Below are 22,804 nucleotides of genomic sequence, written 5' to 3' on the forward strand. Positions count from 1 at the left end.
AAATGAAAATATTAGAAATAGCATTGTGAATTTTAGAAAATATTATGGATTATTTGATGATGGTGGTATTACCCTCAGTTAAGGGTATGATTAGGAACTTTAGTATTCATAGATTTATATAATAAGGTTGCTATATGTAAATCGTCATTTGTTGTAATTTTCAAATTATAGTTACTACCTTCAATTGTTGCTATTGGAAAATTGTAGTGTATCATTAGAGATGATTCATCTGGAAATTCTTTAGTGGGGTCGGTGGTATAGGAAAGCATATGAGACGATAGTATATCAGTGTACCTATATATTTGAGGAGTCTGTACTAATTTTAATGTGTTTCGATTTATATTTTTAATAATAGTATGGTTTTCGTTTATCATATGGATAGTTTCAGTAATCGATAATACTGGAATTACTCCTACATAGTTGGTTAATTGCGGTAACATTTTATCTAATAGCGTGGTACTAATAAAAGGACGGCATGCGTCATGTATTATTACAAAATCCGGATTAAGGTATTTTATACTTTCTAATCCAATGCGAACGGAATCCTGCCTTCTTGTTCCTCCATATGAGAATGGTAAAAGCTTACTACTATGTATTTTTTTTATACAGCTATTATATAAGTATTCATGTTCTTGTCTGATAACTACTTTCACATAGCCAATATAAGGGGTAGTAATTACGTTGTTGATTGTGTGATATAGTATAGGATAATGACCTAATTCCATATATTGTTTAGGTTTTTCACTGCCTTTGAGTCTCTTACTATTGCCAGCTGCAACAATTAGTAATACAAACTGATACATAGTTTTTTTTATTTTGTGGATTTTTTCTATTCATTTACTAGTCTGTAAATTTTAAAGTATTGACTATAATTATGCAATAGTTATTAAGTTGTATAAGTTTAATGTGATGAGTACTCTTAAATAAAGTTAAGATATGGTGAATGTAATATTAATGATATATCATAAATCTTTACAAATCTTAATATTTGCTGTATAATGTAAAGAATTTAATAAACATATTCTAAAAATACATTTAATAATTTTATAATTTTAAGTAGTGTATCTCCATTATGACAGATCAACCTGATCAATCTATACAAGATCAAATTGTGAATACTATAAATAGGTATCGGATTGCCTATGATCATAAAATCATATATGGGAAATATCGTACCGTATTAACACTGAGTTTTTATTCTACTATTATAGTAAATCTTGTATCGATAGCTATATTTGTTAACACTATGTGTTCAAAACATGTAAGTGATAAACATTATGGTATTACTATTGCTCCTACAGCAATTGTAGTTGTACTGTCTTCTATTCTATTATTGTACTTATCTTATAAAACTTATATGCAATATAAAGTAGATGCTGAGATCGCTGGTAATTTTAGTAACATAGCAAATACCATAGGATCTTACCTTCAAGATACTACAAAACAATACAATGATAGTCTTATTAGTCTTATGAAGTTAAGTCAAGCAATAAGTGAACATGCGAAACGTCATATGCAGTTCGAAAAATTTGCCCGAGAAGATTTTAGTCAAGCTGCACGTATTTACTCAAATGATAAGAGATTAGTAGATATGTATGAAGAATTTGACAGGGTTTTTCCCTTTTATGAGACTAAAATGTCTAAAATATCTGCAATATTACGAGAAATACATGATAATATAAGTACTCTTGTACATGAGGATTATTTTACTAAAGGACTTGCGAATTTAGCTTCTAGTAAGTTAGCAGAATTGACTCAGCAAAATTTTTGTATGACGAGTTTTGATGATAATATTGCATTAGAAAGTAAGTTACATCTAGATTTTATAGACTTATTATACAAGACTATCTTGATAGTAAAATCCTATAATTGGCCTACTAAAGGGAATTTTATTAGTAAATCAGCAAAAGAAAGAGCGGATAAATTATGTGATGTTTTGGAGCGTGTTAAAAGATCATTCAGGTATTCGTCAGCTGAAAGATTTCAACATTATTCTTCGGTTGATATGCTATATGATATGATAGGAGAAATTGATGAGTTTATATCTAGTGTGGTGAAACAGGATGTTCCTACAGTAACCAAAGCAAATAAAGTTACTGTGAGTGAGGAATTGCCTTTGTTTTTAGAAGGTGGCTCTGATACTGAATGTCTTACTGCTGATGGTAAAAAGACAGTTGTTTCGAGTACAGAGGAGCCTGAAGGATTTCATGAAGATGGAAATGAGTTACAAAAAAGTAGTGTAGCAGATATTAAGGATCAAGATGTAGTTTCTAGTACTGAAAATGATGATTCTAAAGTGAATATTGAAAGTCATGTACAGGATAGTACTACTGGTAGTAGAGGTAATTTTTTTACTCAAATGAAAGGGAAAATAAATGGTTTATTGAAGAATGAGGCTAAATTTCCCGATGATAGTTCTGATACTAAATGTCTTACTGCTGATGGTAAAAAGACAGTTGTTTCGAGTACAGAGGAGCCTGAAGGATTTCATGAAGATGGAAATGAGTTACAAAAAAGTAGTGTAGCAGATATTAAGGATCAAGATGTAGTTTCTAGTACTGAAAATGATGATTCTAAAGTGAATATTGAAAGTCATGTACAGGATAGTACTACTGGTAGTAGAGGTAATTTTTTTACTCAAATGAAAGGGAAAATAAATGGAAAAATAAATGGTTTATTGAAGAATGAGGCTAAATTTCCTGATAATAGTTCTGATACTAAATGTCTTACTGCTGATGATAAAAAAACAGTTGCTTCGAGTACAGAGGAGCCTGAAGGGTTTCATGAGGATGGAAATGGGTTACAAGAAAGTAGTGTAGCAGATATTAAGGATCAAGATGTAGTTTCTAATACTGAAAATGATGATTCTAAAGGGAATGTTGAAAGTCATATACAGGATAGTACTACTGGTAATGAAGGTAAATTTTTTACTCGAGTAATAGGGTCGGCAAATGGGTTGATTAATAAGTTTAGTGATTTTAAAAAAGCAAAGATTGTTTCACATAATTCTCTAGCTGTTGATCAACAAATTGCACATGAACAAGAAGTGAAAATTCCAGTTGTAGTTCATGCATGTGATAAATTGAAAACTAATTGTCAAATATCAAGTAGCGATATTCAATTATCTCAAGGTGGGTTAGTTAACGTTGATAGTCCTGTGAGTAGTACAGATAGCTCTTCTAAATTTGCTGATGATGAGCATAGATCTGAAAATGATAATTTATCATTTGGAGATGATGTAACTAATGGTGTGTTTGTTGAGTTTTGTGAAGAGGCTGTTGATTATGTAATACCGGATAGTGAAAGTCCACCTTCTATGGTTACTGAATTTGATTTAAATGTTATTGATACTACAAATGGTATGAGCAATGCCTCTCAGCCTACTGATAATGTTTTGCCTTCTGTTGTATGTGGAGATATGCCTGAAGTGAAAGATGTATCAGAATCAGATTCATATGAAGGAAATTCTTGTAATGGCATAAGTAGCGATGAAGATAATCCTTCTCAGGAGGTTAAAGGTTTAATAGATGATCATCAAGTGAGTACTGATCATCATTCTTCTGATAGTGTTAGTCAAGATTTATATGGTTTACCTGTTCTGCATGAAGTATCTATAGAAAATGATGATGCAGAAAATTCTTGTGTAGATAAGAAAGATTTAACACATGATCCTAATAATGATTCAACAAGTAAGTTATTAGATTTGAAATCTGGTGATATATCTGAAGTAAGTACGGATAGTTTGGATAGAGTTTCTCAAAATGAGCCAAGTAATGATACAGTTAATTCAGGTGATGTAGTACTGCATCAGGATGTACATGATTTGTTAGAAAACGAGAGTACTATGGAACATACAACTGTTGATCCAGATGATACTGTTAAACACAAGGATAATGAAAGTATATTAAGCATGTTCAAAAGAAAATTACTTGGGCATACTGAAAAAAGCTCTAGTGGTGAAGTAAAAAAGTGTGAAGGTGATTTGAGTAAAGATACTACTCCAAACATTATTGATGAGCCTGAAATATCTAATGATACAGTGACATTATCTATTCGTAAGAAGGAGATCGAAGAAACATCTCCTTGTGTAGATGATAGTTCTGGTGGGATAGTATCAGAAAGTGTATGTGCTACTCATAGTGAAACAGATTTTGAAGTGGATACAACTGATGTCTCTCAATGTCAAGAGAAAAAATCTTATTTTTCTGGTGTTGGTGATGTATTTCAGAAAGCTGTATATAATATTAAAGATACTTTTTCCAGTAGTAAAAAAGATGATTCTTCTGAAGTAGCTAAAAAAACTGAAGAAGCAGATTCTACCACTACAGAAGGTATTCCTCAAGTAAATAATGATCAAGAGAGAATTAATGGTATTTTATTATCATTAGTATCATTAGAAATGATCGTATTAGAATTTTTATGTGTTACGCATGTTAATCATATTGCAAATAGTCATTCAAAGTTTCAAAAAAGTGTAGACGGCTCTGTATCTGACTGTGGTGATCAACATGTGATTAGTAATGTGCATCATGTGAAAAGTTTGCAAAATTCTCATGATATGGTAAAATAATGTTATATATCCAAGGTAGTGTAGTGGTGAGTCCTATATTAAATTTTAAGTGTTGTTTTTGTATTAATTACTTAATTATATGCTAGATGGTGACAAATCTCGATTAATAGAGCGTACAGTTAATGAGTATGATGAATTATATAAACGTAATAAAGGAAGTTTTAGTGTCAAAGACAATATGCTTCTTGACGTTTTTTTATATATGTTTCTTATAATGAATATATGTTGTATTGTCATATTAAGCAATCATTCTTCATTTTTTGTTCCTGTATTTAGTGGGAAGTTAGGTTTATTTAATAAAAATATTCCATTATGTTTTTCAATAGCACTAGTAGCTATTGTTCCAATTACCATCTTATTTTTAGTATTGCTTTGTCGAAAGTATAAGGTTCAAAGTGTAAAACATAGTTTAGTGGATAAGGGAGTTATCTTTACAAAACATCTTGCAGATTATGTTAGAGATTTAGAGATTAATTCGAGGAGGATTGATTCAGTTATAGCTAGTCTTCGTAGGGAATTAGATACCCTAATTATTAAGCAAAATGAATTGAGCGAGATGTGTGAAAGTCGTGTTAATGGATTTGATCTACAATTGCAGAAGCTTACAGAAGATACGAAGTGTGCAGTAGCAGGTGTGGCAGCACGTTTTGCAAACAGTGATAGTCAAATACAGGAGTTATCTTCTAGACTACAGAGGTTATGTGCTGATAGTAAGAATAGCTCTGAGTCTATAGAGAGATATGTTTCTGCTGTAGGTAATCTTGTTCAACAACAAGTTGACCGTTTTACTGAGAAGGCTGAATTTCTTAAACAGCTTTACCGTCACTTAACAGTTGAAGTATCTAGCCTTAATGAATTGAAAGATGTAATGAGGAAATGCGTTGAGTATGTTGAAAACAAACCTCATTTAAAGAAATCAGCTAGGAGATTTTTATCTAATTCTAAAATATGGAATATATGTAGCAACTTAAAAGAGCTCTTATCTAGAGCTGAACAAGGGCTTACCTCTGAAGATTTGATTATTAATTGGGCTCAGGATATTGTAAAGATATTAGATAAATATAAGTTAAATGAATTTAATGAAGAAGACTTAAGCTCTTGTAAGGATGATGAAGAAAGATCTTTCGTGAAGAACTTACTATTTGTTGAGTTCCCTATATTACAAATAAATACTTTACGCTTAGTGGTTAACATGAGACAAGAGATACTTAAAAGATCTTGTGCTGCTGCACAAGGGTTTGCTGAAAGTATTATTAGTAGTTGTACTACAGATGATAGTGTTGTAGGGAGTGGTAGGTTAATGCCTGCATTAAGTGTACATACTGCTGGTATTGATGATCATTCTGTTACAGAAGGGGACGATGATTATTCATCACGTGAGGTTATGGTGGAACATATGACATCAAAAACACATAAATCATCTCGTCCTACATCTTCTTTATAGGATATGCTTTAATATATTTCAAAATGTCATAACAATTTGTTGTAATATTATTTTATAATTTACTCTGTATCAAGTTAATAACTAAGTAATAAAAAGTACTAAATAATAAAAGGTATATATTTGGTTATGCACTTTATGTAATAACTTCTATTTTTGGAGTGATGTAGAACTTATATTTATAAATGGTATTCAGTTATCAAATATTACTTATTTAGTGTTTTTACTTGCGAAAGGGGGGGGGGGGAATGTAAGTTGTTATTGTGTAATTGATGCTTACGTTAAATAAGCATTTTGTTAAAGTGATGAGCGTGTTTAGTACTTATTATTTATTTAGTAATTAGACAAAAAGGTTTTTGTGAGTTTGGACTAGAATTTGTAGTTAATTGTGTAATTACTTAGTAAAATTTATAATGTTTGTTATGTAATAATATATTGAAATAATTTGCAGAACTTGCATGATAATTGTATTGTAGACACAGGTAATTACTCTCCATTACTTTTTTAGATACAACTAAAGTGTGTATATATCATACTCATAATAAACAAACACAGTATATATAACTGTAGTAAATTTCCTATATGTTTTTTATTATCTTTTATGTGACTTTATTAGTAAATATACTAACCATTAACTTATGAAGTCTGCAAAGATGTATCTGGTAATAGTTTTACAGAAGCAGATAAGTTATCTCTCCATATTTGTAAGTTTGTTTTTATTATGTTATTCGATAAAGCTAGAATAGAAGCTGCCATTATTGCTGCATTATATCCTCCTGAAGATCCTATTGACATTGTTGCTACAGGTATTCCTTTTGGCATCTGTACTATTGATAGTAAACTATCTATTCCATTAAGATTGCTGCTTTTTATTGGAACTCCTATTACGGGAAGATATGTTAAAGACGCTACTAATCCTGGTAGATGAGCTGCGCCTCCTGCTCCAGCGATAATTATTTTGAATCCATTTGTTTCTGCTGATTTTGCAAATGTATAGAGTCTTTCTGGTGTTCTATGAGCAGATATGATCATTGTTTTATAGCTGATGTTTAATTCTTCCAGTATTGATATTGAATTATTCATTGTTGGAAAATCTGATTGGCTTCCCATAATTACTGCAACATCGGCAATATCTTCGTTAATCGACATTGTATTTCTCTCTGATTTCTTGAATAATTGATTTTAATTGGTTTATATTTTTGATGTTCATTATGCGTACATCTTTGTATAAAACTGCTATATAAGGGATATTGTTGTTAAAATTTATTCCTTGTTTAGATAATTGTAATATTAACTTTGCCATGTGACGTGGATGTATATTATATGGAGTAAAGTGAATAGTACCTTGCCTAGCTAAAAAAGAAAGTAACTTATTTTTATTTTCATCTAGTGATATAATAATTGGATTGATGTCTTTATTATTAGCAATAATTTTATTAATTTCTGGGATTTTTTTTACACAACTGCTACACCAAGATGTATAAATTGCTACTATGCTTATTTTTGATTCTGTTGTGTTAAATATATCAGATAAAATATTATCTGAACTAATTTCATGAATTTTGAGTTGTATATCAGAAGTACTGTAGTCTTCTTGATTATAGGAAGATATTTTGTTTACAAAGAACATGATAGATATACAAATGATGCAAATAAAAAATATAAAGTGCTTATTATTCATTCAAATTAATATCTCATAAAGTATGTTCGTATTATGGGTTGTCTATCAATATTTCTCAAGCATTTTAATAATTATCTATCTTGTGTTATTATGTTTTTTAAGAGTAATTTTAGTTAAATTTTTGAGAAGTGTTTATAATATGTTGTTGCTGTATAAGGAAATATATAGTACTAGAGAATTATAGTGCTGGTATTTTTTTTGTAAGTGACATATATAGTAACACATTTAATGGGATATTATGGTTATAATACTATAATTTAGTCATGAGTTATTAATTAAATATGGTGTTGTAGCTATTATTTATTGTAATTGTAAGAGTTGGATTGATAATCTCAGTTGTCTATTTTAGAATATAAGCTTGAACTTTTTATATGATAATATAGAATAACAAAAGTATTAAGTTTGAAGCTATGAAATATGACTGAGACGCTTACAAAATCCAAGATAGCAGAGGTTATCAATAGAGATATAGGTTTATCTCGAGAGGATGCTGCTTCTATTGTTGGTGAGATTTTAGACGAAATGATCAATGCGTTAGCAAAAGATCGTATATTAAAGATATCTTCTTTTGGTACATTTAAGTCTTATAAAAAGAAAGCTCGTATTGGTCGCAACCCAAAAACTGCTGAAGAGTTTATTATTAAAGAACATAATACTGTATCATTTTATCCATCAATACTTGTAAAGCATTCTATAAATGATGATTCAGGGGAATAAAGGTGTAAATTGATGACTAAAAAAGTAGTGTGTCAAAACAGTAATGTTAGGCTTCAAACAATAAGTGAAGTCGCGAAAAGTTTAAATGTTGAACAATATGTCTTACGATTTTGGGAGGAGAAATTTCCTCAAATTAACCCAATAAAGCGCCGTGGTAGGAGATTATATAGTCAAGTAGATATAGATACTTTAAAATATATTAAATATTTGTTATATGATAGAGGGTATAAAATTAAAGGTGTGCAACAAGAATTAAGTAAGACTAATTCTGCTAATAGTAATAGTGATCAACAGGAAGTGAATGTACAAGTGTTAACTAAGTTATTGAGTGATATGTTAGATTTAAGAGATAGTTTACTAAAAAAGATAAACGGAGTGTAGCGCAGCCTGGTTTAGCGTGTCAGTCTGGGGGACTGGAGGTCATGGGTTCAAATCCCATCATTCCGACCATTTTATGTAAATAGTAGGGTTTAATACTATGTTTTGTTACTTGATTATCAGTAATGTTTTCGGTGTGTAAAATATTTTAAATTTGTAATGTATTAAATAAGACTTCAGTTTTTTTGTGCGAAAATGATTAACTGGGGTATATATACTGTATTCATCTTGACGTTTTTAATTTCTATGGACTAAAGAGTAGATATGGTAATAATTTTAAGGATGGGGTAAAGTAATTTTTACTAGTAAGATATAATGTGTATTTTTGTTGGGTTTAAATACCTTTTTATTAACATATTAGTGATATGATACGGTTTTTGTATTTCGTTTTACAAAATGTTTTTTGATTAATTAGCAGAATTTCTTCCATTAATTTTTTAATTAGTATTTTTTGTATGCTAGATCAATAAATACGGCAATATTTATCAGAAATAAAACAAAATTATCTAGATTTGATGGTTAGGTTAACATAAATATTATAACATTTTTCAGTTTATAATTTATGTAGATTTTTTTGTCACCTATAATAACTTACGAGATGTGCTTTATAGTTAGTAGGTTTTTAATGGTTGAGTTTAATCTAATTATAACTAAAGACTTGTTACATTAAAATATTTCTAAACAAGGCCTATGTTATTTTTATATTTCTAGTTTGAAGAATATATTTAAATGATACTAGGATGTAACATCAGTTGATTAACTATGTTAGTGCGGATGGAGTGGGATTCGAACCCACGGTACGCTATTAACGTACGTCAGTTTTCAAGACTGGTGCCTTAAACCGCTCGGCCATCCATCCACTTAACTTTTAACATAATATTTTGTATAGTGCAATAGCTGTTTATTTTTATAAGTTATGCGTAGATATTAATAACTTATAATTTATAAATACAATTATTTAATATCAAGAGGACTAAAATTACAATTTTAAGATTGTAGAAATTATAGATGTAACTTATTTGTTATACAAGGTTGTTCTTAAAACAAAATTAACACACTAAAATATATAATAAATATATGCATTGTACTAATAGGTAATTGTATGGTTCATTCAACAACAGAAGATTGTATGCTTCATTTAACAACAAGAATTGACAATATTGATTTTGGTCATGATTTAAGTGTTTATGGTAATGATCAATTTTCCGTTTCAAGTGGTGGTTTGACAATGAAGGTTGGGTATCATGCTCATGAGCATGGAGAAAATCATGATGAAGATCATGACGAAGATCATGGGGAATATCATGTTATGTTTATAAATAATGGTCATGTACTTTCAGATTTTCATGGTGTTACTGGTAAACATATTGCACTTGATGTATTAAATCACAGCTTACAAGCTTCTTTTGTAGTAAATTTAATGGAACCTTTTTCAGAGTTTTTACAACAAGGTTCTAATTTTTCTCTTAATCTTCATCCATTAACAGAAGATTGCCGCAATCATAATGTTGATTGTGTAAGTGCTAATTTAGTATCTGTTACTGATACGGCTTCTCAAAATAGCGAATCTACATCTGTATCTTCGTAATTGTAGAGATTGAAAAGTAGTGTGACTTATTTACTACACAAAGTTGTACTTAAAACAAAATTAACACACTAAAATATATAATATAAATATGCATTGTACTAATAGGTTACTGTATGGTTCATTCAACAGCAGAAGATTGTATGCTTCATTTAACAACAAGAATTGACAATATTGATTTTGGAAATGATTTAAATATCTATAGTAATAATCAATTCTCTGTTTCAAATGGTGATATTACAATGGAGATTGGCTATCATCCTCATGAGCATGAAGAAGGTCATGAAGAGGGTCATGAAAATCATCATGGCGAATATCATGTTATGTTTACGAGTAATGGTCACGTACTTTCAGATTTTCATGGTGTTACTGGTAAACATATTGCACTCGATGTATTAAATCACAGCTTACAAGCTTCTTTTGTAGTAAATTTAATGGAACCTTTCTCAGAGTTTTTACAACAAGGTTCTAATTTTTCTCTTAATCTTCATCCATTAAATGTGTGCTATGATAAGGTGATCTCAGGTGTTGATACAACTGTAACAAGTAGCCCAGAAGGATCAGTTGTAACAAGTAGCCCAGAAGGAGCAGCTGTAACAAGTAGCCCAGAAGGAGCAGCTGTAACAAGTAGCCCAGAAGGATCAGTTGTAACAAGTAGCCCAGAAGGAGCAGCTATAACAAGTAGCCCAGAAGGAGCAGCTATAACAAGTAGCCCAGAAGGATCAGTTGTAACAAGTAGCCCAGAAGGATCAGTTGTAACAAGTAGCCCAGAAGGAGCAGCTGTAACAAGTAGCCCAGAAGGATCAGTTGTAACAAGTAGCCCAGAAGGATCAGTTGTAACAAGTAGCCCAGAAGGAGCAGCTGTAACAAGTAGCCCAGAAGGAGCAGCTGTAACAAGTAGCCCAGAAGGAGCAGCTGTAACAAGTAGCCCAGAAGGATCAGTTGTAACAAGTAGCCCAGAAGGAGCAGCTGTAACAAGTAGCCCAGAAGGATCAGTTGTAACAAGTAGCCCAGAAGGAGCAGCTGTAACAAGTAGCCCAGAAGGAGCAGCTGTAACAAGTAGCCCAGAAGGATCAGTTGTAACAAGTAGCCCAGAAGGAGCAGCTATAACAAGTAGCCCAGAAGGAGCAGCTATAACAAGTAGCCCAGAAGGATCAGTTGTAACAAGTAGCCCAGAAGGATCAGTTGTAACAAGTAGCCCAGAAGGAGCAGCTGTAACAAGTAGCCCAGAAGGATCAGTTGTAACAAGTAGCCCAGAAGGATCAGTTGTAACAAGTAGCCCAGAAGGAGCAGCTGTAACAAGTAGCCCAGAAGGAGCAGCTGTAACAAGTAGCCCAGAAGGAGCAGCTGTAACAAGTAGCCCAGAAGGATCAGTTGTAACAAGTAGCCCAGAAGGAGCAGCTGTAACAAGTAGCCCAGAAGGATCAGTTGTAACAAGTAGCCCAGAAGGAGCAGCTGTAACAAGTAGCCCAGAAGGATCAGCTGTAACAAGTAGCCCAGAAGGAGCAGCTGTAACAAGTAGCCCAGAAGGATCAGTTGTAACAAGTAGCCCAGAAGGAGCAGCTGTAACAAGTAGCCCAGAAGGATCAGTTGTAACAAGTAGCCCAGAAGGAGCAGCTGTAACAAGTAGCCCAGAAGGAGCAGCTGTAACAAGTAGCCCAGAAGGAGCAGCTGTAACAAGTAGCCCAGAAGGAGCAGCTGTAACAAGTAGCCCAGAAGGAGCAGCTGTAACAAGTAGCCCAGAAGGATCAGTTGTAACAAGTAGCCCAGAAGGATCAGTTGTAACAAGTAGCCCAGAAGGATCAGTTGTAACAAGTAGCCCAGAAGGAGCAGCTGTAACAAGTAGCCCAGAAGGATCAGTTGTAACAAGTAGCCCAGAAGGAGCAGCTGTAACAAGTAGCCCAGAAGGATCAGTTGTAACAAGTAGCCCAGAAGGATCAGTTGTAACAAGTAGCCCAGAAGGATCAGTTGTAACAAGTAGCCCAGAAGGAGCAGCTGTAACAAGTAGCCCAGAAGGAGCAGCTGTAACAAGTAGCCCAGAAGTAGCAAAAGGATTTACATTTGGTGGTCGTAGTGGTGAAAGAGTATTTACTGGCATCTAATGAAAACCATATAAATAATATTAAGATGAATTAGTTGTTTTATTTAATTGTGGTATCTGTACAAGGATTTATCTCCTATAAATACAGGAGGTAAATCCTTTCGTGTGTTAATTACAGCATATTATTACTATATTTTTCTCACAAAATATAGTATTTTTTATTATTAAAATAGCATAATCAGAAAGAATTTACTCATGTATGTAAAGTTGATTATTTGTTAGCCTTTTATAATAGTAAATTTTTTTATTATATATAATTTTTATTGTTGTTTTGTGTAAAGTAAAATTAAGCAAGTATAAACCTTTGGATGGCTATAGTTCGATCTTTATAGTAATCAGATTTATAATGGTATAGTATAGATAAATTATGTTCAGATAAACTTAGATGGTAATAATTGCTTATAGTTTATTTTTGAAAAATAAATATAATGAGATATTGTTACTTAAGTTTATGAAGAGTATGCATAGGTTATGTGGTGATATTTATTGTTTTTATTGATAAGTAAGAAAAATATTATTTAGATTTTACACTAGGGTATAAATAGGATTATAGAGCATTAATAATCACTTTAAATTCTATACTATTTTTCATTTTCTATAATTGAAGTTAAAGTAATACAACAGTGTCTACTGTTTATTATAAAAATGATTAATAGCATCTAATGTTATATTGTCCTATAGATTTTCGTTAATATTCAATAGTATTGAAATAAATAACTTATTTTATTATGAGTATTGGATTTGATGAGTGTGTAAAAAGGATATTAAAATGAGATTTGTGATATACTATGTATATAGATAATGCTGAAGTGAATAGAATCACTATATGGAATAGTAAATTCTGAATTATATTTAGCAAAAAAATTGTGTAATTTTTTTAATGAAACTGAATGGTATATTGGTAAGTGAACTCTTCAAGTGCTAACTTTTTTCTCTTTACTGTGTACTAACTCTTGTGAGAATGTGTATTTTATGGGCTTGAGTAAATATATATTGAGCTATATGTTTATAACAGTTAGTAGCTGATATAAAATATAACTATTCCTCTATGTCTCTTTTTGTTTATTATTATTGTACTTTTATTTAGTGGATATCTTTGGTAGTACTATAATTGGGTATTTAATTTTCTAGTAATATTGTTAATTTTATAGGCATTAACACTACATGTTTTGTTATACAGTGTTAATTTATAGTATTATAGATACGGACTAGATATGGATAGTGAATTTAGTATAGATATTTTGATGCTATGGATTCTTTATTTTGCTATAGATGTATTGTGGTAGTTATTTTGTAGTAGCTCTTTTAATATTTAGATATTAATGAGTAGGATTTCTTTTCTTTTTTTTGTATATAGAATGGCCTAATATATGAAGATGATAGTCAAGAAGGTTATAGTTTAATTAAATAAATATGAATCTCTCAACATACTGAGACTATCGATATTAATATATTGTAATAATTTCCTTGATCTTTACATATTGGTAATAAAAACTATTTTATGTTTTTAAACACCATGACACATACAATAATAACCAAAGGATATGACTTTGAGTATTAATGAATTTTGTATAATTATTACCAATATCCTGCAATCTTTTTAATTTCTATTATGTGCTTATGTGCAATAGATGCAGCCTTGTTATTTCCTGTCATTAATATGCTTCGTAAATATTCTATGTCTTCTAATAACTCTCTTAATTTTTGTCGTATTGGTGCAATGTTATTAATAATTAATTCTGTTAGTTCTTCTTTAAATTGTTTAGTAGTGAAGCTTGCAATGTTAGTACATGTTTGTTCTATACTAATATTTGAAAGTGTAGCATAAATATTAACAAGATTCTTTACTGCAGGCCTATTGTTTAAACTTGTAAAGTCAAAACCTACAATAGAGTCAGTGGTTGCTTTGTTAATTTTTTGAGCAATTAAGTCGTTACTATCTTCTAAATTAATTCGTGAATAATCTGATACATCAGATTTACTCATTTTCTTTTTACCGTCTCTTAAACTCATAATTTTTGCTGATTCCTGTACAATTAATGGTTCTGGCAGTTGAAAGTATTGCGTATTGTATTTTGTATTAAAAGCTTGAGCAATGTCTCGTGCTAATTCTAGGTGTTGTTTTTGATCAATGCCTACAGGCACTATATTTGCTTGGTAAAGTAATATATCAGCTGCCATTAATACAGGATAACTGTACAATCCTAAAGAAGCTGTAGAAACTTTATTGCGGCTTTTTTCTTTAAATTGAGTCATTCTATTTAGTTGACCTGTTGAAGTAATGCAGCTGAATATCCATAGTAACTCTGTATGTGCTGGAATAAAAGACTGTGAAAATAGCACTGAATTTTCTGGATCTATTCCGCATGCTAGGTATGTTGCTAGCGTGTTTATCGAATTTTTCTTAAGTTCATCTGGATTGTAAGTTTCAGATGTTAGAGTATGTAAATCAGCAAGAAAAAAGAAACATTTATATGAATTTTGTAAAGACACACCATTACGTATGAAGCCTAGATAATTCCCTAAATGTATACTACCAGTGGGTTGTATACCAGATAAAACAACAGGTATGGACATAACTTTACCCATTATAAACAAGCAACTAAGTTTACAGTATATTTATAAAATATACAACAAATAATGTAATCAACTTATTAAATATGTGTAATAAATAGCTACTTAATCAAACGTGTAGATAGACAAAACGTGTGTTTTAATACACACATATAAAAATATTATATGGGAATTATTGTATTGTAGACACAGATAATTACTCTCCATTACTTTTTTTAGATACAACTACTGATGCTGGGCGTAATAATTTATCTTTTATTATATAACCTGGTTGTACTACATGTAAAATCGTTCCATCTTCTTTTTCAGTATCCATCATTTGTGATACAGCTTTGTGAAATTGTGGATTAAACTGTTCCCCAATTGGATCTATTCTACTAATATTATGGCGCTCCAGGGTATTTAATAATTCTTTATAAGTCATTAGTACTCCAGCGTGAATACTGTCATCTTTGTTTAAATTTTCTAATGATGTTTCTAAATTATCGCAAGAAGTTAATATATCTCGAGCAAAGTTGGAAATTGCATAAATAGATGCCTCATCTATATTTTTTTGCATGATGCGCTTAACGTTTTCTTTATCAGCAACTGCTAAGCGGAACTGATGTTGAAAATGTGCTAATTGTTGTCTTAATTTTTCTAGTTCCGATAGATCTTCATTAAGCTTTTCTTTCTTTTTATTTAATTCTGAAGCAAATTTTCTTTGTGGATTTGCTTTGGGAGGTATTTGTTGTTCAGTAGGTTTAGGAGTATCATTTTCTGGGCTTTGTGTATTGTTATTAGTATTATCAGTCATACTTATCAAACATTATTTATAGAATCTAAGCAATATATAGTAGTATTATAGGAAAATATCAAGGGTGATGAGCTTGTTATGTATAGTTTTTCTGTAGTTATTAGTTGATTAATAATTTTATGACGTATTGTGATAAAAAATTTATGTCCTTAGCACTAAGACTTGCAAGACGTGGATTAGGAAATGTATTTCCTAATCCTGCAGTGGGCTGTATAATAGTAAATGATGGGGTGGTAGTAGGTCGTGGATGGACACAAGTAGGTGGTAGACCTCATGCAGAGATTGTAGCATTAGATAATGTAAAACATCTTGCAAAGGGTGCTACTGCATATGTTACTCTTGAACCATGTTCTCATTATGGAAAGACTGGACCATGTGTGTTAAATTTGATTAATGCTGGTATAAAACGAGTAGTTATTGCTACTAATGATCCTGATATGCGAGTGTCAGGTAATGGGATAAAATTATTACGTGATGCAAATGTAGAAGTAAGATGTGGTGTTATGGATAATGAAGCACGGGCATTAAACATTGGTTTTTTTTATAGTAAGATTAAAAACAGACCTTTTATTACAGTTAAGATAGCATCTACTTTAGATGGGAAAATAGCTTTAAATAGTGGTGAAAGTAAGTGGATTACAAGTGAATTGACTCGTACCTGGGTTCATAAGCAACGATCAATGTATGATGCGGTTATGGTTGGTAGTAATACTATTATGCAGGATAATCCTATGCTAAATACTAGAATTCCTGGTTTAGAATGTTATTCTCCAGTGAGAATTGTTATAGATCGTTATGGTAAGGTGTCTAATTATCATAATATAATCAAAACTGCTGATGTTATTCCGACATATATTCTGACAAATAGTATTGAAGAAACGAAATTAGGAGCTGCAAATTACTTGTGTATTGATTCTGAGGATAATTTTTTATCAGAATCAATGAAAGTCCTTGTTAAAAAAGTTGGGATTACAAGATTGTTTGTTGAAGGTGGTAGTATTTTAATTACAGAATTATTGAAAAATAATTTAGTTGATCAGATTATATGGTGTAGATCTAATAAAATTTTTGGTAATGATTCAATACCAGCAATTGGTGGGTTAAATATTCGTGAGTTACAATCTAGTTATAATTTTAAAAGAGTGGATACATTGTATTTTGACGGAGATGTAGTAGATATTTTAAACTATAGTGAAAATCAGTTAATTGATAATTAAAGATATTTAATATTGATATTTCAGTATTTAGTTATAACAAGCAACTTATTAAGTTAGGTAGTGGTATAATCATGATTTTAAGAAGATAAGTTAAATTGTGTTTTGTAATATAGTAATAATCAACTTAATTGAATATACTTTACTGATACATACCTTAATGGTAAAACTCTAAAAATATTATTCAAAAATAATTATTGGTACTAATCATGATTTTAAGAAGGTAAGTTAAATTGTGTTTTGTAATGTAGTAACAATCAACTTAATTGAATATACTTTACTGATACATACCTTAATGGTAAAACTCTAAAAAAGTATTATTCAAAAATAATTATTGGTACTAATCATGATTTTAAGAAGGTAAGTTAAATTGTGTTTTGTAATATAGTAACAATCAACTTAATTGAATATACTTTACTGATACATACCTTAATAGTAAAACTCTAAAAAATATTATTCAAAAATAATTATTGGTACTAATCATGATTTTAAGAAGGTAAGTTAAATTGTGTTTTGTAATGTAGTAACAATCAACTTAACTGAATATACTTTACTGATACATACCTTAATGGTAAAACTCTAAAAAAATATTATTCAAAAATAATTATTAGTACTAATCATATCGATTCTACCCATGTGATTGCTTTAGTTGTTATTTTGTATGGCATTGATATAAAAATATAATTGATTGTGTGACATAGAGTCTTGTATTGAGGGAATACTAAATTATGCAAGGTATTGACATTCAATTCGGAAATATGGGAAATCTAAATATATTATCAAATATTATAGTAATGTGCTTTAATATTAAACTTTGAGATATTGATTTTGCTTAGTTAATAAATAAATTGTGTATCTATATACTTGTTAATGAGATATTTAAAGCACATTAGGAAATATGGAAAATCTATAAGGTAATATTATTGATAAAACTATAGTTATATTTTTAAGATTTTAATAAAATAATTAGTTTATGATAATAAGAAATGATGTGTAGGTATTTATAGTAGTATGTTTTAAATATGTAGTGGTATTAGTGTTTAATTTAGAGAATATAAAAATCTCAAAGGCATTGTAGTTATATGTTTTAGGATTTTATGAGAAAGTTAATTTGTGTTTGGTAAGTGTAGGAGAGGTTGTAAGTATTTATTATACAATTGGAACATATATTCTTTAATACAATGGTACTAGTACTCAATTTAGGAACCATAAAAAATTTGAAAAGTAGTATTATTAGTAAATTAAGATTTAGTGTAAAGGTGTTATTAAGATATATAGGTGATATATTTTTTAAAGTATATATAGGAAGATTAAGAACCTTTTAAATATTTATTTAATACTAATTGTGAAAGAGTGATAATTTGGAAATATTTAAGTTATATGAGTAAATATGCTATAAATATGTTGTGCGTATTTATTTATATAAAGTCAAGTTATGTACTAGCTTATATCTTATAAGAGTAGGTGTTTCAATTCTACTAACATAGTTAAAAGACTTACAGTTTTGTAACAATGTATTTTAGTAGTTATGCTATAATACAATGTTGTTTTTTATTAATTAGTGTATTAATACTAACTATTTTATAGTAGATTTTTTTGCTAAATTTGTTGGGATAAAAAAAGCAATAGTTTTATTTATCTAGTAATTGCATTGTTTTAGTACCATTATTACATAGTAACACTAAATGTCTGAACTAATGCATTAGTTTATATCTCATACTTTTTAAATTTCAGTGTAGTTTTTACAAACTTGAAAACTTAATATATATGTTTATGTATATTTAGAATTGAAATATCCAATGTATATATTATTAATTTATCATGTAAATTTAAAATAAGAAATTTTTATATTTGTATCATTTGAGAATAGTTTGTTAGATGTATGTATTGTTTTTGAAAATTATTAAATACTTATTTTAATGCTATAAAAAAAATTGTGTGTGTGAGTTTTCTTTTTTTTAAAGACTTTAGAGCAGGAAAGATATCTTACTTTTGTTGTTATAATGTAATTTGATAATAAGGTTTATCAAGTGTGTATATTATAACTATTTGTGTATAGTCATAGTATGTATAACAAGTCAAATTTTGCTCTTTAAATTTAGATATCTGATGTTGTGTTTTGATATGATTGGAGTTTATCAAATATATGTATATATAGTGTATTCCTAAGTGTAACTTTAAATAAAAGTTCTTTACTCCTAGTATGGTATTAAATATACTAAAAGTGGTTATGTTGATTTTGATAGTATATTTATAGATATTGCTATCTTTAAATATGGTGAGGTGTAAAGTGTATGTTAAGTGTTGAAGTACCTATTTCTTTATCTGAGGAATTTGAAGGCGAAACACCTGTGGGTGTTGGCTTATATGATTATGATGTTGATACTTTAGACAACTATGATCAAGTAGAAGTAATTGCTAATGAGGTGGATGTATCAGAATCTGTAGAGAGTACACAACAGGATAGTGTTGACGCATCAGTAAATGATGGTCCAGTAAAAATGGATAGTATGTTTATAGATCTTTCTCATGGTACAGAGGATCTTGCTGAATTTCTCAAAAGTATTAGTAGTGATTCTGTTGATGTACCACTAGATGTTTCTAATGATGGTGATCAACTTGCTGATATTTTAAATGTGTCTGATAGCGATATGGATCAGCCTTTTCAAAAAGAAGAAATGAGTGATACTCATGATAATAATAATGGTATCAATGATGAAGATTTAGGTGGTATGTATGGCCTTTTATTGTTAGGTGGTTTCTTTAGTGTTATGGGTTCTTCCATGCATGGTCATTATTATCCATGTTGCTGTGAATCTGGTTTTTTTAGTTAGTCTTCTATATTGTGGACTAAATAGTACTTAGTTGTTATCTATATGTATTTAAATATAATGTATATGTTGTAGGTAGCTGCTATTTTAAATGTAAAGGGTGTTACTCAGTAGGTTACTTATTGGTTTTATCTTATACTTAGCATATTTTTAGTGTGCTATTTGGTATTGTTTAATCTTTATAGTAACCTATGTACATTGTGCTGCTTTATGTTATATGAAGAATTGGTAGGAGTATGGGTATTAATAGAATAATGGGGTTATAAGTATTTCTCATGTTTGTTATGATTAATGAGAGGTTTTATATATTTCATTTACGTTTATAACAAAAAAGCAAGTTTGTTTTTATCTGTGCTCAGTTGTTTTATTAATAGTATTGCCGCCTAACTGTTGTATAATGTTTTAGATGATATTTATATACAGTTTTCTTTTATGTTTGTAATATGTAAGTTATGTTGTATGGATTATCATCTTAAAATTTAGTTAATATACAATAATTATTAGGTTTTTTATACTGTTTCTTCGTGCCTATTATGGTATTCATATCTTTATTTGCATTTTAGATTTCTAATAAATTTATATGCTTTGTAAGTGAGGTTGCAAATAGTTTTCAGTTCACTTATATCATGAGCACGTTTTAGTAAGTTGTATGTAATTTAAATGTGATATTGTGATAAGATTGACTTATATCTTATAGTAGTCTTACTTTTTAAGTTCTTGTATGTTATTTTATTTCTTCTTAGTAGTTGTAATAGTAAACTCTTTACAGGGAAGCTATATTTTTTGATAGTCTAGTTGGCTTATAAGTGATATGAATTGAATAATAGGTAGTTCTGTCCTGAATTTTAAATTTTTGTATCAGAATTTTAATGGTCTAATAACTGGTATATGATTTTTTATGTAATAATCTACGATAAGTTATCATGATTATTTAATTTCCAATATTATGGATATTATTTTGAATAAACCGTAAAGTTATATAGTAACATATTTCATCTGAAGGTGAGAAAAGTATACATGATAATTTTATACTTTTTTATTTTTGTAGTTTTGTGAAAATTATGTTAAATGGTGCAGATAATCTTCTGTAATATTAAAAAATCTCAATTAAACCTTGTGGTAAGATTATACTCTCAGTAATCTAGGTGACTTTTTAATTCTTAATATATATTGAGTTATCATTATAATATGGTTCTCAATTAATTATCACGTATTTTCAATAAAGTGTTGTGTCAAAAATAAGATAATATGCCATATTTTTATAGGAAAAAGGATATATTTATGAAATTTTATGCTTTTTTTGTTTCTTGATAATTTAGAGAAGCTTGTACAAATGACATAAATAATGGGTGAGATTGAAAAGGATCTGATTTAAACTCTGGGTGAAATTGCACTCCAATAAACCATGGATGATTTTTTAGCTCTATTACCTCTGCTAAGCTATCATTGTTGTTATGGTGTGAGTGTCCAGTAAAAATTAAACCATGACTTTCTAATAAATCTTTGTATTGTAAGTTGACAGTATATCTATGTCTTCTCCTTTCATTAATTACTTGTTCTTTATATATAGAAAAAATTTTTGAATCTACTTTTAAATAACACGGGTGAGACCCTAATTTCATGCTTCCGCCAAGATTTTGTTGTAATTCTGGTAATTGATGTATAACAGGATTTTTACAATAAAAGTTAAATTCTGTAGAATTAGCATCCTCAAGATGTATAACATTGCGTACAAATTCAATTATAGCAAGCTGCATACCCATACAAATTCCTAGAAATGGTATGTTGTTGATACGTGCATACTTAATAGCAATTATTTTCCCTTCCACTCCATCGTCACCAAAACCTCCTGGTATTAAAATAGCATGGACATTATCAAATGTATTAGTAATTTCATTATTTAATGAGCGTGAATCTATCCAGTGTATAGATAGTTTAGTTTTATTATGAATTGCTGCGTGTTCTAACGCTTCAATTAGTGATTTATATGCATCTAATAATTTGATATATTTTCCTATGATTGCAATAGTAATTGTTTTTGTTGATATATGAGAGATATTTAATATATTTTCCCATTTATCTAAATTTGGTTCAGGAGAAGTAATATTAAAATGTTTTAATATTTGTGTATCTAGATTATATTGATGATAAGAGATAGGTAGCTCATATATATTTTTAACATCCAATGCAGGGATAATATTTGTTGGAGAAACATTGCATAGGTTAGCTATTTTATCTCGTTGTTCTTGTGATAAAGGTATTTTACTACGATAAAGTATTATATCTGGTTGTATTCCTACAGAACTTAATTCTTTTACCGAATGTTGTGTAGGTTTAGTTTTTAATTCCATAGTTGCACTAATATATGGAACTAAAGTTAGATGTACAAATACTGTATTATTTTTACTAAGCTTATAACCAATTTGTCTAATAGACTCAAGAAATGGCTGGCTTTCAATGTCACCTACAGTTCCACCTATCTCACAGATTACAAAATCTAGTGCATCAGTATTATATAATATAAATGAGTTAATCAGGTCTGTGACATGAGGAATAATTTGTACTGTTTGTCCTAAATAATCTCCTTTTCTTTCTTTGCTTAATAAATTGTGATATACTTTTCCAGTGGTTATATTATCATTTTTTGTCGTTTTAACGCCAGTAAAACGCTCATAGTGACCTAAGTCTAAATCAGTTTCTGCTCCATCATCAGTTACGAATACTTCACCATGCTGAATTGGGCTCATTGTACCTGGATCTATGTTCAAGTAAGGATCTAATTTTCTTAAGCAAATCTTAAATCCTCTTGCCTGTAATAATGCTCCTATACTAGCTGCTGCTAGTCCTTTCCCCAGAGATGACACTACACCCCCAGTCACAAAAATAAACTTAGTTGAAGTTAGATTGTTCATACAA

The 22,804-nt window shown here is 29.7% G+C and carries 14 protein-coding genes and 2 tRNA genes; 9 read left to right on the forward strand and 7 right to left on the reverse strand.

Annotated elements, in window-relative coordinates; genetic code table 11:
• Positions 1–74: 74 nt before the first annotated feature.
• Positions 75–803, reverse strand: coding sequence for an IspD/TarI family cytidylyltransferase (locus tag ERUM_RS00580; protein WP_011154787.1), 729 nt, complete (start codon positions 801–803; stop codon positions 75–77).
• 269 nt (positions 804–1,072) lie between these two features.
• On the opposite strand from ERUM_RS00580, the gene ERUM_RS00585 reads away from it, so the two are divergent.
• Both ERUM_RS00585 and ERUM_RS00590 read left to right on the forward strand, forming a co-directional pair.
• Positions 1,073–4,570 (forward strand): hypothetical protein, encoded by a 3,498-nt coding sequence (locus ERUM_RS00585; RefSeq protein ID WP_011154788.1) that lies wholly within the window; start codon positions 1,073–1,075, stop codon positions 4,568–4,570.
• Between the two features lie 79 nt (positions 4,571–4,649).
• Positions 4,650–6,014: a hypothetical protein gene (locus ERUM_RS00590; RefSeq protein ID WP_011154789.1), complete on the forward strand. Its 1,365-nt coding sequence runs from the start codon at positions 4,650–4,652 to the stop codon at positions 6,012–6,014.
• A 633-nt stretch (positions 6,015–6,647) separates the two neighbouring features.
• Here ERUM_RS00590 and purE read toward each other — a convergent pair.
• Together purE and ERUM_RS00600 are read right to left on the reverse strand one after the other, a co-directional pair.
• Entirely contained in the window at positions 6,648–7,160 is a 513-nt protein-coding gene (gene purE, locus ERUM_RS00595; RefSeq protein ID WP_011154790.1) for a 5-(carboxyamino)imidazole ribonucleotide mutase, read from the reverse strand.
• Entirely contained in the window at positions 7,150–7,641 is a 492-nt protein-coding gene (locus tag ERUM_RS00600) for a TlpA family protein disulfide reductase (RefSeq protein ID WP_231837225.1), read from the reverse strand. Before ERUM_RS00600 ends, purE begins: the two co-directional genes overlap by 11 nt.
• A 468-nt stretch (positions 7,642–8,109) precedes the next feature.
• Between ERUM_RS00600 and ERUM_RS00605 the strand changes: the two genes are divergently transcribed.
• From ERUM_RS00605 to ERUM_RS00610, 3 genes are all read left to right on the forward strand, one after another.
• On the forward strand, positions 8,110–8,409 hold the full coding sequence (locus tag ERUM_RS00605) for an integration host factor subunit alpha (RefSeq protein WP_011154792.1): 300 nt from the start codon (positions 8,110–8,112) through the stop codon (positions 8,407–8,409).
• A 12-nt stretch (positions 8,410–8,421) separates the two neighbouring features.
• On the forward strand, positions 8,422–8,790 hold the full coding sequence (locus tag ERUM_RS04845; RefSeq protein ID WP_011154793.1) for a MerR family transcriptional regulator: 369 nt from the start codon (positions 8,422–8,424) through the stop codon (positions 8,788–8,790).
• Positions 8,781–8,859: transfer RNA gene (locus tag ERUM_RS00610), tRNA-Pro, on the forward strand. Before ERUM_RS04845 ends, ERUM_RS00610 begins: the two co-directional genes overlap by 10 nt.
• Before the next feature lie 699 nt (positions 8,860–9,558).
• On the opposite strand, the gene ERUM_RS00615 is transcribed toward ERUM_RS00610, so the two are convergent.
• Positions 9,559–9,646, reverse strand: a tRNA-Ser gene (locus tag ERUM_RS00615).
• 243 nt (positions 9,647–9,889) lie between these two features.
• Here ERUM_RS00615 and ERUM_RS00620 point away from each other — a divergent pair.
• Complete coding sequence (locus ERUM_RS00620) at positions 9,890–10,375, forward strand: TRP47 family tandem repeat effector (protein WP_011154794.1); 486 nt, start codon at positions 9,890–9,892, stop codon at positions 10,373–10,375.
• 113 nt (positions 10,376–10,488) lie between these two features.
• The gene (locus ERUM_RS00625; RefSeq protein ID WP_011154795.1) at positions 10,489–12,474 is read left to right on the forward strand and encodes a TRP47 family tandem repeat effector; all 1,986 of its coding nucleotides are present in this window, start codon (positions 10,489–10,491) and stop codon (positions 12,472–12,474) included.
• Positions 12,475–14,051: 1,577 nt separating this feature from the next.
• On the opposite strand, the gene trpS is transcribed toward ERUM_RS00625, so the two are convergent.
• Entirely contained in the window at positions 14,052–15,050 is a 999-nt protein-coding gene (trpS, locus tag ERUM_RS00630) for a tryptophan--tRNA ligase (RefSeq protein ID WP_011154796.1), read from the reverse strand.
• Positions 15,051–15,243: 193 nt separating this feature from the next.
• Positions 15,244–15,843 carry a nucleotide exchange factor GrpE gene (locus ERUM_RS00635; RefSeq protein WP_011154797.1) on the reverse strand — a complete coding sequence of 200 codons (600 nt, stop codon included), beginning with the start codon at positions 15,841–15,843 and terminating at the stop codon, positions 15,244–15,246.
• Positions 15,844–15,962: 119 nt separating this feature from the next.
• On the opposite strand from ERUM_RS00635, the gene ribD reads away from it, so the two are divergent.
• Both ribD and ERUM_RS00645 read left to right on the forward strand, forming a co-directional pair.
• Positions 15,963–17,060, forward strand: a complete 1,098-nt coding sequence (gene ribD / locus ERUM_RS00640) for a bifunctional diaminohydroxyphosphoribosylaminopyrimidine deaminase/5-amino-6-(5-phosphoribosylamino)uracil reductase RibD (protein WP_011154798.1) — start codon at positions 15,963–15,965, stop codon at positions 17,058–17,060.
• Between the two features lie 2,291 nt (positions 17,061–19,351).
• Positions 19,352–19,891 carry a hypothetical protein gene (locus ERUM_RS00645; protein ID WP_011154799.1) on the forward strand — a complete coding sequence of 180 codons (540 nt, stop codon included), beginning with the start codon at positions 19,352–19,354 and terminating at the stop codon, positions 19,889–19,891.
• A 1,286-nt stretch (positions 19,892–21,177) separates the two neighbouring features.
• Here ERUM_RS00645 and ERUM_RS00650 read toward each other — a convergent pair.
• A complete protein-coding gene (locus ERUM_RS00650; RefSeq protein ID WP_011154800.1) occupies positions 21,178–22,800 on the reverse strand; it encodes a CTP synthase in 1,623 nt (540 codons plus the stop codon).
• Between the last annotated feature and the right edge of the window lie 4 nt (positions 22,801–22,804).

Origin of the sequence: Ehrlichia ruminantium str. Welgevonden (assembly GCF_000026005.1) — a bacterium.
GTDB lineage: Bacteria > Pseudomonadota > Alphaproteobacteria > Rickettsiales > Anaplasmataceae > Ehrlichia > Ehrlichia ruminantium.